Annotated in this window: 15 protein-coding genes; 9 read left to right on the top strand and 6 right to left on the bottom strand. The window is 69.4% G+C overall.

What is annotated here, in order from left to right:
• Positions 1–3 precede the first annotated feature (3 nt).
• On the bottom strand, positions 4–903 hold the full coding sequence (locus tag OIC96_RS09700; RefSeq protein WP_406502157.1) for a hypothetical protein: 900 nt from the start codon (positions 901–903) through the stop codon (positions 4–6).
• A 274-nt stretch (positions 904–1,177) separates the two neighbouring features.
• Here OIC96_RS09700 and gcl point away from each other — a divergent pair, with 274 nt between their 5' ends.
• Complete coding sequence (gcl, locus tag OIC96_RS09695; protein ID WP_330308266.1) at positions 1,178–2,962, top strand: glyoxylate carboligase; 1,785 nt, start codon at positions 1,178–1,180, stop codon at positions 2,960–2,962.
• 198 nt (positions 2,963–3,160) lie between these two features.
• A complete protein-coding gene (locus OIC96_RS09690) occupies positions 3,161–4,030 on the top strand; it encodes an alpha/beta fold hydrolase (RefSeq protein WP_330308267.1) in 870 nt (289 codons plus the stop codon).
• 293 nt (positions 4,031–4,323) lie between these two features.
• Here OIC96_RS09690 and OIC96_RS09685 read toward each other — a convergent pair whose 3' ends face one another.
• The 4 genes from OIC96_RS09685 to OIC96_RS09670 all read right to left on the bottom strand — a co-directional run bounded on the left by OIC96_RS09685 (position 4,324) and on the right by OIC96_RS09670 (position 8,451).
• Positions 4,324–4,554: a hypothetical protein gene (locus tag OIC96_RS09685; RefSeq protein ID WP_330308268.1), complete on the bottom strand. Its 231-nt coding sequence runs from the start codon at positions 4,552–4,554 to the stop codon at positions 4,324–4,326.
• A gap of 440 nt (positions 4,555–4,994) precedes the next feature.
• Positions 4,995–6,452, bottom strand: coding sequence for a catalase (locus tag OIC96_RS09680; protein WP_330308269.1), 1,458 nt, complete (start codon positions 6,450–6,452; stop codon positions 4,995–4,997).
• Between the two features lie 221 nt (positions 6,453–6,673).
• Positions 6,674–7,567, bottom strand: coding sequence for a 2-hydroxy-3-oxopropionate reductase (locus tag OIC96_RS09675; protein WP_330308270.1), 894 nt, complete (start codon positions 7,565–7,567; stop codon positions 6,674–6,676).
• A 44-nt stretch (positions 7,568–7,611) separates the two neighbouring features.
• Positions 7,612–8,451, bottom strand: a complete 840-nt coding sequence (locus tag OIC96_RS09670; protein WP_330308271.1) for a TIM barrel protein — start codon at positions 8,449–8,451, stop codon at positions 7,612–7,614.
• Positions 8,452–8,588: 137 nt separating this feature from the next.
• Between OIC96_RS09670 and OIC96_RS09665 the strand changes: the two genes are divergently transcribed.
• The 7 genes from OIC96_RS09665 to OIC96_RS09635 all read left to right on the top strand — a co-directional run bounded on the left by OIC96_RS09665 (position 8,589) and on the right by OIC96_RS09635 (position 14,427).
• Positions 8,589–8,849, top strand: coding sequence for a hypothetical protein (locus OIC96_RS09665; protein ID WP_327432836.1), 261 nt, complete (start codon positions 8,589–8,591; stop codon positions 8,847–8,849).
• A complete protein-coding gene (locus tag OIC96_RS09660) occupies positions 8,846–9,223 on the top strand; it encodes a helix-turn-helix domain-containing protein (RefSeq protein WP_327432837.1) in 378 nt (125 codons plus the stop codon). Before OIC96_RS09665 ends, OIC96_RS09660 begins: the two co-directional genes overlap by 4 nt.
• A gap of 157 nt (positions 9,224–9,380) precedes the next feature.
• The gene (gene uraD / locus OIC96_RS09655; RefSeq protein ID WP_330308272.1) at positions 9,381–9,896 is read left to right on the top strand and encodes a 2-oxo-4-hydroxy-4-carboxy-5-ureidoimidazoline decarboxylase; all 516 of its coding nucleotides are present in this window, start codon (positions 9,381–9,383) and stop codon (positions 9,894–9,896) included.
• Positions 9,893–10,291, top strand: a complete 399-nt coding sequence (uraH, locus tag OIC96_RS09650; protein ID WP_330308273.1) for a hydroxyisourate hydrolase — start codon at positions 9,893–9,895, stop codon at positions 10,289–10,291. The genes uraD and uraH overlap by 4 nt, the downstream gene beginning before the upstream one ends.
• A 5-nt stretch (positions 10,292–10,296) precedes the next feature.
• Positions 10,297–11,220: a factor-independent urate hydroxylase gene (gene pucL / locus OIC96_RS09645; RefSeq protein ID WP_330308274.1), complete on the top strand. Its 924-nt coding sequence runs from the start codon at positions 10,297–10,299 to the stop codon at positions 11,218–11,220.
• Positions 11,221–11,381: 161 nt separating this feature from the next.
• Positions 11,382–12,758 (top strand): 8-oxoguanine deaminase, encoded by a 1,377-nt coding sequence (locus OIC96_RS09640; RefSeq protein WP_330308275.1) that lies wholly within the window; start codon positions 11,382–11,384, stop codon positions 12,756–12,758.
• Between the two features lie 337 nt (positions 12,759–13,095).
• Entirely contained in the window at positions 13,096–14,427 is a 1,332-nt protein-coding gene (locus tag OIC96_RS09635) for a nucleobase:cation symporter-2 family protein (RefSeq protein WP_406502288.1), read from the top strand.
• Positions 14,428–14,502: 75 nt separating this feature from the next.
• Here OIC96_RS09635 and OIC96_RS09630 read toward each other — a convergent pair whose 3' ends face one another.
• Positions 14,503–15,318 (bottom strand): chitosanase, encoded by an 816-nt coding sequence (locus OIC96_RS09630; protein WP_330308277.1) that lies wholly within the window; start codon positions 15,316–15,318, stop codon positions 14,503–14,505.
• Between the last annotated feature and the right edge of the window lie 92 nt (positions 15,319–15,410).

The raw sequence follows: 15,410 nt of genomic DNA, 5'->3' as shown, positions 1-15,410 counted from the left end.
GGGTCAGCCCGTGGTGGCGATGAGTTCGTCGGCCGGGCTGTTCACCGGCTGCGGGGTTCCCGTGAGGTCCAGCACGAAGAGGGGGACGCCGAGGGTGTCGGCACGGGCGCGGGCGTCGTCGGCGTAGCCCGCGAGGGAGAAGTACACGCACCCCGCCGACTCCGTCATGGCCGTCAGCCACAGGCACTCCACGTCGCGCAGTGAGGCCGGGCGCACGGTGGGGTCGACCTGGGCCAGGATGCCACGGGCGGCGAGCCCGATCCCGGACGGCGGCCGCTGGTCCGCCCGCCGGATGTCGCGGTAGCCGAGCCAGCGCAGATACAGAGCGGCCGCGGTGACGGCGTCCCGGGCGGTACGGATGGTGACCGGCTGGAAGGCCGGGCGGGGTGCGGAGGAGGGGACGTGCGGCCGGCGCCCGGTGTCGCGCGGTGACCCGGCTCTGTCCTGCGGGGTGCCCGCCACGCCGTCCCGCGCGTCGTCCGGCGCACTGTCGGCCGTGTGCGGGCGGGCGTCCGGGGCGGTTCGTGCGCGGGATTCCCCTTTTCCGTCGGGGTGTGTGTCGGTGACGGTGCCCGGCGCGAGCTTCGCGCGCTGCGGTCGCCGTACCCCTCGCACCGGAATCCGCAGCATCGCCCCGCAGGAGCAGCCCAGCTCGGGGTGGGGCCACTGGCTGTCGCGGCCGCAGGCCTCGCAGCGGACCGTGACCCAGTCGTCGTCCCAGACGCGGTGCGCGACGGGCGACGGATCCGCGAGGCGGTCGAGCGGAGGCGTCACGGGCGCGCCGCACACGCATGGATACGACGGCGCCGCGTAGAGATGCTCGCGGCGGCAGGCCGGGCACCGTACCGGCACGCTCTCGGCCATGGCCCACTCCAGGACGTCACGTCGGGACAGCGGGTCCATCGTCCTCCAGGGTGGGGGCCTGCGGCAGGGAAACGGTTCGACAACCTCCGCCGGATACCGGTAGGGGGCATCGCACCACACCTTTGGCGGATCCCGCCCCTGCCCACTCTTGACGCTCCTCACCGCTCCGCTTACATTGCTTCCAGATAGTAGAAGTTAGTTTCCGCAATACGGAATCCGGACAGGGGGCCGCTGCGGAACCGCAACGGAATCGCCAGCTCTCCGCGGGGCGCGACGAGAGCGCGAATCCGACAGCCGAAGCAGGAGTACTCCCATGGCTCGTATGACCGCTGCCCGCGCGGCAGTCGAGATCCTCAAGCGCGAGGGCGTCAGCAACGCGTTCGGCGTCCCGGGCGCGGCGATCAACCCCTTCTACGCGGCCCTCAAGGCGTCCGGCGGGATCAACCACACCCTCGCCCGGCACGTCGAGGGCGCCTCCCACATGGCGGAGGGCTACACCCGGACCCACCCGGGCAACATCGGCGTCTGCATCGGCACCTCGGGTCCCGCCGGCACCGACATGATCACCGGGCTCTACTCCGCCATCGGCGACTCGATCCCGATCCTGTGCATCACCGGCCAGGCTCCGACCGCCGTGATCCACAAAGAGGACTTCCAGGCCGTCGACATCGCCTCGATCGCCAAACCGGTGACGAAGATGGCGGTCACCGTGCTGGAGCCCGCGCAGGTCCCCGGCGTCTTCCAGCAGGCCTTCCACCTCATGCGCTCCGGCCGTCCGGGCCCGGTCCTCATCGACCTGCCCATCGACGTCCAGCTCGCCGAGATCGAGTTCGACCCGGAGACGTACGAGCCGCTCCAGGCCTACAAGCCCGCCGCCACCCGCGCCCAGGTCGAGAAGGCGATCACCCTCCTCAACGAGTCCGAGCGCCCCCTCATCGTCGCCGGCGGCGGTGTCATCAACGCCGACGCCGCCGAACTCCTCGTCGAGTTCGCCGAGTTGACGGGCACTCCGGTCATCCCGACCCTCATGGGCTGGGGCATCCTGCCGGACGACCACGAGCTGAACGCCGGCATGGTCGGCCTCCAGACCTCGCACCGCTACGGCAACGCGACCTTCCTGGAGTCGGACTTCGTCCTCGGCATCGGCAACCGCTGGGCCAACCGCCACACCGGCAAGCTGGACGTCTACACGGCCGGACGGAAGTTCGTCCACGTCGACATCGAGCCCACCCAGATCGGCAAGATCTTCGCGCCCGACTACGGCATCGCCTCCGACGCCAAGGCCGCGCTGGAGCTCTTCGTCGAGGTGGCACGGGAGTTGAAGGCCGCGGGCAAGCTCCCCGACCGGTCGGCGTGGGCCGCGTCCGCGCAGGAGCGCAAGGCGACGCTCCAACGGCGCACGCACTTCGACAACATCCCGATCAAGCCGCAGCGCGTCTACGAGGAGATGAACAAGGCCTTCGGCCCGGAGACCCGCTACGTCACCACCATCGGCCTCTCGCAGATCGCCGGCGCCCAGATGCTGCACGTCTACCGGCCGCGCCACTGGATCAACTGCGGCCAGGCGGGCCCGCTCGGCTGGACGATCCCGGCCGCGCTCGGCGTCGCCAAGGCGGACCCGGACGCGCAGGTCGTCGCGCTCTCCGGCGACTACGACTTCCAGTTCATGCTGGAGGAACTGGCCGTCGGCGCCCAGCACAAGATCCCGTACGTCCATGTCCTGGTGAACAACGCCTACCTGGGCCTGATCCGTCAGGCGCAGATCGGTCTGGACATCAACTTCCAGGTCAACCTGGAGTTCGAGAACATCAACTCCCCGGAGCTGGGCGTCTACGGCGTCGACCACGTCAAGGTCGTCGAGGGCCTCGGCTGCAAGGCGATCCGGGTCACCGACCCGAGCGAGCTCGGCGCCGCCTTCGAGCAGGCCAAGAAGCTCGCCGCCGAGTTCCAGGTCCCGGTCGTCGTCGAGGCGATCCTGGAGCGCGTCACCAACATCGCCATGAGCAAGACGAACGACATCAGCAACGTCGTCGAGTTCGAGGAGATCGCGACCGAGCCGGGCCACGCGCCCACCTCGATCAAGACGCTGAAGGTCTGACGCGACGCTGACGGTCTGACATGACGCCGAGGGTCTGACACGAGGCTGAAGGTCTGACATGACGCCGCGGGTCTGACGCGACGCCGAAGGTCTGTTGCGCGCTTCTCGACAGGGGCGGCTCACCCGGGGGGTGAGCCGCCCTTTCGCCGTGTCCGGGGCGGTCTTCACACGCCCCCGCCGACCCGGCATCCTCGCCCCATGCGAATGACCGTCCCCACGCCCCTGGGCGACATCGCCGTCCGTTGCCATGGCGCGCCCGGCGCCCCCGCGCTGCTGCTTCTGCACGCCAACCCCGGGGACGGCCGCGACTACGACGCCGTCCTGCCCGCCCTCGCGGACCGCCACCGTACGTTCGTCGTCGACTGGCCCGGCTACGGGGAGTCCACGGCGCCCGACCCCCAACTGGTCACCCCTGAACGGCTGGTGGAGGCCGCGGAGCGGGTCCTCGACGCGCTCGCCGAGGAACAGGGCGTCCGCGAGATCGCCGTGCTCGGCAACAGCGTCGGAGGTTACGTCGCCTGCCGTCTCGCCGAGGGGCGCCGCGCGGGGTCGGTGGCGGCGCTCGTCCTGGTCGACCCGGCGGGCTTCACCCGGCACACCGCCCTCACCCGCTGGTTCTGCCGCGAGGTGATGGGCCGCCCGGCCCGTGCCCGTCGGCTGGTCGTCCCGCTGGCCCGCGCGTACCTGGGCCGGCTCGGTACGCCGAGTTCCCGGGCGACGTACGCGCGCGCCCGTCAACTACCGCGAGACGCCCAGCGGTTGGCGGTGCACTGCGCCATCTGGCGGGGCCTCGCGGATCCGGACCTCGCAGTGGCGGACCCGGCCGTCCTGGACGTGCCGATCCTGCTGTTGTGGGGGAGACGCGACCCGGTCGTCCCCGCGCTCCTGGACGGCCGCCGTGCCGTGCGGGCGCTCCCCGCGCACACGGTGCGTGTCCTGCTGCCGACCGCCCACGAGCCGTACAACGAACGCCCGGACCTCTTCCTGCGCCACACCCTGCCGTTCCTGAAGGATCCGTCGGCGGTCGGTCCGGGCCGCCTCCGCCCCAGCCGGCCCCGTCGTCGCTGAAGCCGATGCGGGGCCCACCACGCAGCAGCGCGACGGTCTGAGGCTCAAGCCCGACCGCCGCGCTCCTGACCATGGTGCTCCCCCGTACCCCCGTACCCCCGTTACGGGGCCCGCCGCCCCCGTGTCGGCGGGCCCCGTGTGCCGAGAATGTGCCCTCATCCGGGGTGAGTTGAAGCCCCTGGGGCAGTGTTCAGAGCTTGATTTGAGGGTTCCGTAGGACGTCTACGCCCGGTTGTGTACGTCTGGAGTCCGTTTGTGCACGTCCGCGCCGGGCGGCAGTGGTCCCGCGGTCCTCACCCGGCCGGGTGCTCCGACAGGCCCGGCCAGTCGTCGGGGCCGCCGCCCTGCCAGTCGATGATGTCGCTCTCGTCGACCTCGATCTCGTCCAGGTCGACATCGGCCAGGCGCAGGATCTCGACGACGTCATCGAGGTGATACGCGATACCGAGCGTCTTGTCCCCCGCGGTGACCCTCCGGGACCCGTCCAGACCCGGGGTGTGCACGATGATGCTGGGATAGTCCATGCCTTCAGGCTGCTGCGCGGCGGCGGAATCCGCACCCTGAACACACCCGCGCACCCGGCCCGGAGCACGGGCACACAGCAGAGCGCCGGGTACGGGACCGTCCGCACCCGGCGCTCTGGGCCGGTGAAGCTGTGAGGTTGTTGCCGTCCGACGGCGCGAGGCTGGGCGCGACAGGACGTTCGCGCCGCCGGACGGAGTCGGTGATCGTGCGGTGTGGCTGGGACCGCGGCGGATGCGACGGAACCGGGACCGTCCTTCCCTCAGGTCGAGAAGGGGGTCTCGGGACCTTCACCACCGCACTGGCTCGCACGCCGCCGCGGTCCTTGCTTCGCCCGCCGTACCGAGGACCACCCCTCATCCGGGTCGCTCGGTCCTCGCGGGCTGCGCGTACGGCCCTGACCTCCCGTCAGGGACCGCACGCGGGCTGGTGGTCGTCAGGCTCAGTCCTCGCGCAGGGCGCGGACCGCCTCCTCCACGCGCTTGCCGTACTCCGGGTCGGCGGCGTGGAAGTGGGCGAGGTTCTTCTCGATCACGTCGTCGCGGGAGACCTGCGAGAGGCCGCCGGCGATGTTCGCGACCAGCCGGGACCGCTCCTCGGCCGACATCAGGCGGTACAGCTCACCCGCCTGGAAGAAGTGGTCGTCCTTGGTGTGCAGCGGGGCCTCGTGGGTGCCGGTGTGGCCGTTCACCGCGAGCGGGGCCGACAGCGGGCGGCCGGTCTCGGCGGGGCCGTCGTACGAGTTGGGCTCGTAGTTCTTGGCGGCGCGGCCCTGCGCGTTGGACGCCATGAGGCCGTCGCGGCCGTAGTTGTCCGCCGTCGTCGCCTTCGGGGCGTTCACGGCCAGCTGGGTGTGGTTGACGCCCAGGCGGTAGCGGTGCGCGTCCGCGTAGGCGAACAGCCGGCCCTGGAGCATCTTGTCGGGGGAGGGGCCGATGCCCGGAACGAAGTTGTTCGGGGAGAACGCGGCCTGCTCGACCTCGGCGAAGACGTTGTCCGGGTTGCGGTCCAGGACCAGGCGGCCCACCCGCTGCAGCGGGTAGTCCTTGTGCGGCCACACCTTGGTGAGGTCGAAGGGGTTGAAGCGGTAGTCCGCCGCTTCCGCCGCCGGCATGATCTGGACGTACAGCGTCCAGGACGGGTTCACGCCCCGCTCGATGGCCTGGAGCAGGTCCGTCTGGTGCGAGTTCGGGTCCTTGCCCGCGATCTCGGCGCCCTGCTCGCTCGACAGGCTGCGGATGCCCTGGTTCGTCTTGAAGTGGTACTTGACGAAGAAGGCCTCGCCCTCGGCGTTCGTCCACTGGTAGGTGTGCGAGCCGTAGCCGTTCATGTGGCGGTACGAGGCCGGGATGCCGCGGTCGCCCATCAGCCAGGTGATCTGGTGCGTGGCCTCGGGGGCGTGCGCCCAGAAGTCCCAGACGTTGTCCGGCTCCTGCTTGCCCGTGAACGGGTCGCGCTTCTGGGAGTGGATGAAGTCGGGGAACTTGATCGGGTCCTTGATGAAGAAGACCGGCGTGTTGTTCCCGACGAGGTCGTAGTTGCCGTCCTCGGTGTAGAACTTCAGCGCGAAGCCGCGCGGGTCGCGGACCGCGTCCGCGCCACCGAGGTTGTCGGCCACGGTCGAGAAGCGCAGGAAGACCTCGGTGCGCTTGCCGACCGTGCCCAGGAAGTCGGCGTAGGTGAAGCCCGTGACGTCGTCGGTCACCTCGAAGTAGCCGTACGCACCGGATCCGCGGGCGTGCACCACGCGCTCCGGGATGCGCTCGCGGTTGAACCGGGCGAGCTTCTCCAGGAGGTGCTGGTCCTGGAGGAGGAGCGGGCCACCGACGCCGGCGGTGGCGGAGTTCTGGTTGTCGGCGACCGGGGCGCCGGACTCGGTCGTGAGCACGCGCTTCGACATCAGGGACCTTCCGTACGAGGGGGCAGCGGCGTCTGCGGAAATCTTCTTCCGCTTTGTGGACCTTCCGCTTTGTGGAGCCTAGGTTCGGGGTGATCTGAACGTCAACAGTTTGTTGAAGGTCGGTTGTGGTGCGGATGAAGCAGATGAATCCGGGCCGCGGCGGCGCTTGGGCGCGACAGGACAGGTGTCAGCGCCGCCGCGGCCCGGAAGTCGGGGAGGGGTCAGATCTGCGCGCCGGAGAGGCGCTCGACCGCGCGCAGCAGCGCGGAGTGGTCCAGGCCGCCGTCGCCCTGCGCACGCAGCGAGGCGACGAGCTGGGCGACCACGGCGCCGACCGGCAGCGCGGCACCGACATTGCGGGCGGCGTCCGTGACGATGCCCATGTCCTTGTGGTGCAGGTCGATGCGGAAGCCCGGCTTGAAGTCGCGGTTCAGGAAGTTGTCCTTCTTGCGCGTCAGCACGGTGGAGCCCGCCAGGCCGCCGTTGAGGACGTCGAGCGCGGCCTTCAGGTCCACGCCGGACTTCTCCAGGAAGACCACGGCCTCGGCGCACGCCTGGATGTTCACGGCGACGATCAGCTGGTTGGCCGCCTTCACGGTCTGACCCGAGCCGTGCGGACCGCACAGCACGATGGTCTTGCCGAGCGCCTCGAAGATCGGCTCGGCCTCGTCGAAGTCGGCCTGCTCGCCGCCGATCATGATCGACAGCACGGCCTCGACGGCACCGGCCTCGCCGCCGGACACCGGGGCGTCCAGGACGCGGATGCCCTTGTCCTTCGCCGCCTTCGCGAGGTCCACGGAGGTCTGCGGCGTGATCGAGGACATGTCGATCAGCAGCGCGCCGGACTTGGCGTTCTCCAGGATGCCGTCAGGACCGTACGAGATGGCCTCGACCTGCGGGGAGGCGGGCACCATCGTGATCACGACGTCGGCGTCACGCACGGCCTCGGCGATCGAACCGGCTGCCTTGCCGCCGGCGGCCGTCAGGCGCTCCAGCTTGTCCTGCTCCAGCGTGAAGCCGGTGACGTCGTACCCGGCCTTGATCAGGTTCTCCGACATGGGGGAGCCCATGATGCCGAGACCGATCCATGCCACCTTGGGAAGAGTGCTGCTCATGAGGGTGCCTCTCTAACTACTGTGATACGTCGATGAGTTGCCGCTCAGCGGGCGGCTCGGGCCTTGGCGGGCAGCCAGTCGAAGGCCTCCGCGCTCGGGCGGTCGCCCGGCTTGTACTCCAGGCCGACCCAGCCCTCGTAACCGGCCTTGCCCAGCTGGTCGAGGAGGTCTTCCAGGGGGAGGGTGCCGGTGCCGGGGGCGCCGCGGCCGGGGTTGTCGGCGATCTGTACGTGGCCGGTCTTCGAGGCGTACTGCTCGATCACCGACGGCAGGTCCTCGCCGTTCATGGACAGGTGGTAGAGGTCCATGAGGAACTTGGCGTTGCCGAGCCCGGTCGCCTCGTTGACCTTGTCGACGACGTCGACGCCGGCCGGGGCGGTCACCAGCGGGTAGTCCGGCGACTCGGGCTTGTTCAGGGTCTCGATCAGGAGGATCGCGCCGATCCGGCTCGCGGCCCGGGCCGCGAGCACCAGGTTCTCCAGTGCGAGCGCGTCCTGCTCGGCCGGGTCCACGCCCTCGACACGGTTGCCGTACAGGGCGTTGAGGGCCTTGCAGCCCAGCGACTGGGCGAAGTCCGCGGCCACGTCGATGTTGGCGCGGAACTTCTCGGACTCCGCGCCGGGGATCGACAGCGCGCCCCGGTCCGGGCCCGGCAGCTGCCCGGCGTAGAAGTTCAGGCCCGTCAGCTGGACGCCCGCGTCCTCGATCGCCTTCTTGAGGGCGTCGAGCTCGGACTGCTCGGGGGTGGCGGAGTCGACCCAGGGCCACCACAGCTCGACCGCGCCGAAGCCCGCCGCGGCGGCGGCCGCGGGGCGCTCCAGGAGCGGGAGTTCCGTGAAGAGGATCGACAGGTTGACGTTGAAGCGCTGGTCTGCGAATCCCATGGGGTCGGCGCTCCCTTCCGTTTAGTGATTCCGTATTGCGGAAGTTCGTTTCTGCTTAATGGAAGATTGCCGTCGTGTGTCGCGGCTTGTCAAGAGGGGGCTGCCGGGAAATCCGTGCCGCGCAGTAGGTTGAGCCCGTGCGATTGAGAGTGGAGTTCACGACCGAGCCCTTCGACCTCGACGAGGCGCCCCGGCATGCGCTGGTCGCCCGCGAGGTCATCGAGGCGGCCGAACTGGACGCCGTGGATGTCGGCCCGTTCGGCAACACCGCGGAGGGCGGCGCGGACGCGGTGCTCACCGCGGTCGACGCGCTGCTGCGCAAGGCCCTGGAGGCGGGCGCCACCAGGGTCTCGCTCCAGGTGAACGTCGTAGGCGCTGCCGGGGAGGGCGATAAGTGACCGGTATCGGGGACGACCCCTTCGTGACGGCGGTCAAGCCGCTGGTCGACGCCATGGGCGGCGAGATGCTGCCGCCCGACCAGGCCGGCGCCGACGACGTCGTGCTGTCCTGGGAGGGCACGGACGTCGTCGCCGTACGCCTGCCCCAGCTGGCCGACTCCCTCGACCACATCCTGGCCGCCCTGGAGCGCAAACAGGGCAAGCCCCTGGCCGACCTCGACCGCAAGGCCAAGCAGGAGGTCGTGCGCATACTGGAAGCGCGCGGAGCCTTCTCCGTGCGGCATGGCGTGGAGACCGTGGCGGGCGCGCTCGGAGTGAGCCGCTTCACCGTCTACAACTACCTGAACAGGGAAAACGCCGCGAAGGGTCAGTGACTCGCGCCTCGTGCACGCGCCTGTGCGACCCGCCGCCGTCCGGATTTACCGGGCGGCGGTTTTTGTTACCCGAAGTTTTCAACAAAGTGTTGACGTGGTGTTTCCGAGGGCGTTAGCTATCCGCAGCCCGTCCAGCACAAGGCCACGGAGGCTTCCCGTGACTTCGAGTACGACACCTGGCGGTCTCGCCGGGTTCAACGCCCTGGAGGAGCGCGCGGCCCTCGCTGCCCTCCACGAGGCGTGCGCCTCATCGGCCTGGGGGAGCGCCCTGCTCGCCCGCCGCCCCTACGCCACCGCCGACGACCTCTTCGCCGCGAGCGACGCCGCCATGGCCGAGCTGACCACCGCGGACCTGGAGGAGGCGATGGCCGGGCACCCGCCGATCGGGCGGCCGAAGCCCGGTGACCCGACCTCCTCCCGGGAGCAGCGCGGCATGGCCGGCGCCTCCGAGGAGCTCAAGGCTCAGATGCTCGAACTGAACCTGGCCTACCAGGAGAAGTTCGGCCACGTCTTCCTCATCTGCGCCACCGGCCGGACCGGCGAGCAGATGCGCGACGCGGTCAAGGAGCGGATCGGCAACTCGCCCGAGCAGGAGCGCGAGATCGTCCGCTCCGAGCTGGGCAAGATCAACCGCATCCGTCTGACCAATCTCGTACAGGAAGATGAGGCATGAGCACCGACACCACGGCCTCCGTGTCCACGCACATCCTGGACACCAGCGTCGGCCGCCCCGCCGAGGGCGTCGCCATCCAGCTCGCGGCCCGCTCCGGGCGTGACGCGCACTGGCAGGCGCTCGGCGGGTCCGCGACCGACGCGGACGGCCGGTGCAAGGATCTTCCGGCGCTGCCGGAGGGGACGACCCACGTACGGCTCGACTTCGAGGTCGAGGCGTACTTCGAGAAAAAGCAAGCCGATGCGCAGCAGGACGCCCCCGCGAATCGGGACAGCGATGCGACCGGAGTGTTCTTCCCGGAGGTGGCGATCACCTTCGCCGTGAAGCCGGGCGAGCACTACCACGTACCGCTGCTGCTCAACCCGTTCGGCTACTCCGTTTACCGAGGGAGCTAGCAGACATGCCCACGATTCTGGGACAGAACCAGTACGGCAAGGCCGAGAACCGCGTCGTCAAGATCACCCGTGATGGCGACACGCACCACATCAAGGACCTGAACGTGTCGGTCGCGCTGAGCGGCGACATGCAGGAGGTCCACCTCTCGGGCTCCAACGCGAACGTCCTGCCGACGGACACCACCAAGAACACGGTGTACGCCTTCGCCAAGGAGTACGGCATCGAGTCCGCCGAACAGTTCGGCATCCACCTCGCCCGGCACTTCGTGACGAGCCAGGAGCCGATCAAGACGGCGCGCATCCGCATCGAGGAGTACTCCTGGGAGCGGATCGAGACCTCGGACGGCAACTCCAAGTTCATCGGCGCCGACGAGGTCAAGCACTCCTTCGTACGCAAGGGTCAGGAGACCCGGGTCACCCAGATCACCTTCGACGGTGAGAAGTGGGAGGTCATCTCCGGCCTGAAGGACCTCGTCGTGATGAACTCGACGAACTCCGAGTTCTGGGGCTACGTCAAGGACAAGTACACGACGCTCCAGGAGGCGTACGACCGCATCCTGGCCACCCAGGTCTCCGCCCGCTGGCGCTTCAACTGGAGCGGCGACGAGCAGAAGATGCCCAACTGGGAGAAGTCCTACGACCAGGTCAGGAAGCACATGCTCCAGGCCTTCGCGGAGACGTACTCGCTGTCCCTCCAGCAGACCCTCTACCAAATGGGTTCGCGGATCATCAACAACCGCAGTGAGATCGACGAGGTCCGCTTCTCCCTCCCGAACAAGCACCACTTCCTGGTCGACCTCAAGCCGTTCGGGCTCGAGAACGACAACGAGGTGTACTTCGCGGCCGACCGTCCGTACGGCCTCATCGAGGCCACCATCCTGCGCGACGGCTGCGAGCCGCACATCCCGGTCGACCTCACCAACCTGTAGGACTGCACCCAGTAGTCCTGCTGCTCCAGCCCCGACGCGTGCGCCGGCGTCAAGTCCCAGGGGAGAGCGGGGGCATCTGCGCAACAACAGCACCACGGACCCGGTCGTCACCCCGCTCGACCCCCGGGTCCGTCCGCCAATGGGAAGAACGAGGAACCACCGTGGCAGCTTCGCGCATCGTGATCGAGAACTGTTCCATCGCGACCGTGGACGCGGGTGACACCGAGTACACCTCGGGCCACATCGTCGTCGCCGACAACAAGATCGAGTCGGTGGGCGCGGGCAAGGCCCCCGAGAACCTGGAGAACGTGGTCCGCCGCATCGACGGCACCGGGCACCTGGCCACCCCCGGCCTGGTCAACACCCACCACCACTTCTACCAGTGGATCACCCGCGGCCTGGCCACGGACCACAACCTCTTCAACTGGCTCGTCGCGCTCTACCCGACCTGGGCGCGCATCGACGAGCAGATGGCGTACTCCGCCGCGCAGGGTTCCCTCGCCATGATGGCCCGCGGCGGCGTCACCACCGCCATGGACCACCACTACGTCTTCCCGAAGGGCTCCGGCGACCTGTCCGGCGCCATCATCCGGGCCGCCCGCGAGACGGGCGTCCGCTTCACCCTCGCCCGCGGCTCCATGGACCGCAGCGAGAAGGACGGCGGGCTGCCGCCGGACTTCGCCGTCGAGACCCTCGAAGGCGCCCTCGCCGCCACCGAGGCGACCGTCGACGAGCACCACGACGCGTCCTTCGACGCGATGACGCAGATCGCCGTCGCGCCCTGCTCGCCCTTCTCCGTCTCCACCGAACTCATGAAGCAGGGCGCCGAGCTGGCCCGCCGCAAGGGCGTACGACTGCACACGCACGGCTCGGAGACCGTCGAGGAGGAGCAGTTCTGCAAGGAACTGTTCGGCATGGGCCCGACCGAGTACTTCGAGTCGACCGGCTGGCTGGGCGAGGACGTGTGGATGGCGCACTGCGTCCACATGAACGACTCCGACATCGCCGCCTTCGCCCGTACGAAGACCGGTGTGGCGCACTGCCCGTCCTCCAACGCCCGTCTGGCGGCCGGTATCGCCCGCGTCCCCGACATGCTGGCGGCCGGCGTCCCGGTCGGCCTCGGCGTCGACGGCACCGCCTCCAACGAGTCGGGCGAGCTGCACACCGAGCTGCGCAACGCCCTCCTGATCAACCGCCTCGGCGCCCACCGCGAGGCCGCCCTGAACGCCCGCCAGGCGCTGCGCCTCGGGACGTACGGCGGCGCCCAGGTCCTGGGCCGCGCCTCGCAGATCGGCTCCCTGGAGCCGGGCAAGCTCGCCGACATCGTGCTGTGGAAGCTGGACACCCTGGCCCACGCCTCGATCGCCGACCCGGTGACCGCGCTGGTCTTCGGCGCGGCGGCCCCGGTCACTCTCTCGCTCGTCAACGGTAAGCCGGTCGTCGAGGACAGCCGCCTGCTGAACGTCGACGAGGACGCCATCGCCCGCTCCACGCGGGACGAGGCGCAGCGCCTCGCGCGGATCGCCGCGCAGGCCTGAACAGTTGAAGATCTCCGGCTGAGGGGGACGGCCCTCAGCCGGTAGCCGTGGACCCGAGCGGGGTCCATGGCGGCCGTCTCCGGGGAGCGTGCGTGGACGCGCCTGCTCCCCGGAACGGTCTCCGTGGCAAAGATCCCTTTTGTCGCGGTCATCGTCCCGGTCCCGCACGACCGCGCATCACCTCCCTGAAACCCGCGTCAACGCCGACGTGCAACCGACCGGAGGAGCCGCCGTGGCTGCCCAGCCCGAGCCAAGCACCGATGCAGAACCAACCGAAGCAGCTGGATCAACTGTCCAGTCCAAGCACCCGGTTGACGAGAAACTCCCCGCCCTCAAGATGGCGACCACCGGCCTCCAGCACGTGGCCGCCATGTACGCCGGAGTGGTCGCCCCACCCCTGATCGTCGGCGCGGCCATCGGCCTGTCGGCCACCGAACTGACCTTCCTGACCGGCGCCTGTCTGTTCACCGCGGGACTCGCCACCTTCCTGCAGACCCTCGGCTTCTGGAAGATCGGCGCCAAGCTGCCGTTCGTCAACGGAGTCACCTTCGCCGGCGTCGCGCCCATGACCGCGGTCGTCGCCTCCACCAAGGACAAGAGCGACGCCCTGCCGATCATCTTCGGCGCGGTCATCGTCGCGGGCGTACTCGGCTTCATAGCCGCCCCGTTCTTCAGCAAGGCGGTCCGCTTCTTCCCGCCCGTCGTCACCGGCTCCGTGATCACGCTCATCGGTGTCTCGCTGCTGCCGGTCGCCTTCGGCTGGGCGCAGGGCCCCAACCCCGCGGCGGACGACTACGGTTCGATGACCTACCTGGGCCTGGCGGCCGCGACGCTCGTCATCGTGCTGCTGCTGCGCCGCTTCACCCGCGGCTTCGTCAAGCAGATCGCCGTGCTGCTCGGCCTTGTCATCGGCACGCTCGTCGCGATCCCGTTCGGCGTCACGGACTTCAGCCCGGTGGCCGACGCGGACGTCGTCGGCTTCCCGACGCCGTTCCACTTCGGCGCCCCGCAGTTCCAGGTCGCCGCGATCGTCTCGATGATCGTGGTCATGGTGGTCTCGATGACCGAATCGACCGCGGACATGCTGGCGTTGGGCGAGATCGTCGAGCGCCCGGCCGATGAGAAGACCATCGCGGCCGGTCTGCGCGCCGACACCCTCGGCTCCGCGCTCAGCCCGCTCTTCAACGGCTTCATGTGCAGCGCCTTCGCGCAGAACATCGGCTTGGTCGCGATGACGCGGATCCGCAGCCGGTACGTGGTCGCCACCGGCGGCGGTTTCCTGGTGCTGATGGGCCTGTGCCCGATGGCCGCTTCGCTGATCGCCGTCGTACCGCGTCCCGTCCTCGGCGGAGCGGGCGTCGTCCTCTTCGGTTCGGTGGCGGCCAGCGGCATCCAGACCCTCGTGCGGGCGGGCCTGGAGAAGGACAACAACGTCCTGATCGTCGCCGTGTCCCTCGCGGTCGGCATCATCCCGATCACCGCGCCGGAGTTCTACCACGCGTTCCCGGAGACCGCGAAGATCGTCCTGGACTCGGGCATCTCGACGGGCTGCATCGCGGCCGTCGCGCTCAACCTCGTCTTCAACCACCTCGGCAAGGGGCGGGACGCGGACGAGGTGACCCATCCGATGGAGGCGGGCGAGGACCTCAAGGCGGTCCCGGCCCACTGACATCCGGCGGCGAACGGAGGGCGCGGCATCCGCTGGGTGCCGCGCCCTCCGCCGTCCGTCGTCCCGGTCCCTCTGTCAGCCGATGTGGTAGCTGTCCCCGTACACCTTCCAGTCCAGCGGTGTATTCAGGTTCAGGTTCCGGTTGCGCACGAAGACCCGCTGCTCGGTGTCCACCCGGCTGGTGTCCGAGTGCGCCTCCTCCTGCTTCATGGCCCACACCCGCGCGTCGAGGAAGGCGTTCAGATACGTCACCTCGTCGCCGCCCTGGGCGGGCGGCTTGGCCTTGGCCAGTGCCCGCCTGCGGATGCTGCTGAAGCTGGTGCTGTCGCCGCCGTCGCCGTGCATCACGATGGCGTCGTAGTACGTGAACTGGCCGAGTACGCCGATGCCGTCGGCCTTGCCCTGCTTGACGGCCGGGTTGAAGTAGACGCGGTCCCGCTCGTCGTTCTGGGCCTGCTGGAACGCCGAGTCCTGGGCCGCCCTGCGCCAGTCGCCCTGGAAGCCGGGGTCCAAGCCCTCGTGGGAGTCGCTGCCGTTCACCTCGCGCAGCGCGGGCAGGTACTTGGCCAGGACGTTGCCGGGCTTGCGCTGCGTGTAGAGCTCGACGAGGTCGAGCATGTCGCCGGTGCCGGAACAGAAGCCGATGATCCCGGCGGTGTAGCCGCGCCCGTCGCCGATGTCCTCGATGTACTTGTACTGCGCCTTCCAGTCCAGCGAGGAGTTCTCCGCGCTGGAGACCAGCTTCATGGCGATCTCCTTCTTCGCCGGGTCGTCCAGACCGGCCGACGCGGCGGTCGCGGACTGGGTCGCGAGGACGGGGCCTGCCACCAGGGAAGCTCCGATCAGGGCGAGCAGGGTGCGACGCGAAGTGCGTATGTGGGGGGTGTGCACGGTACCTCCGATGAGGGGAGTGTGTCGTTGAGACGTACTGTTAGGAAAGTTTCCTACCAGAGATTGGAGATGGCGTACACCCGTCAGGGAAG

Origin of the sequence: Streptomyces sp. NBC_00775, assembly GCF_036347135.1 — a bacterium.
Lineage (GTDB): Bacteria > Actinomycetota > Actinomycetes > Streptomycetales > Streptomycetaceae > Streptomyces > Streptomyces lutosisoli.
The sequence above is the reverse complement of the archived record's forward strand: the minus strand, read 5'-3'. Positions and strand labels throughout refer to the sequence as shown.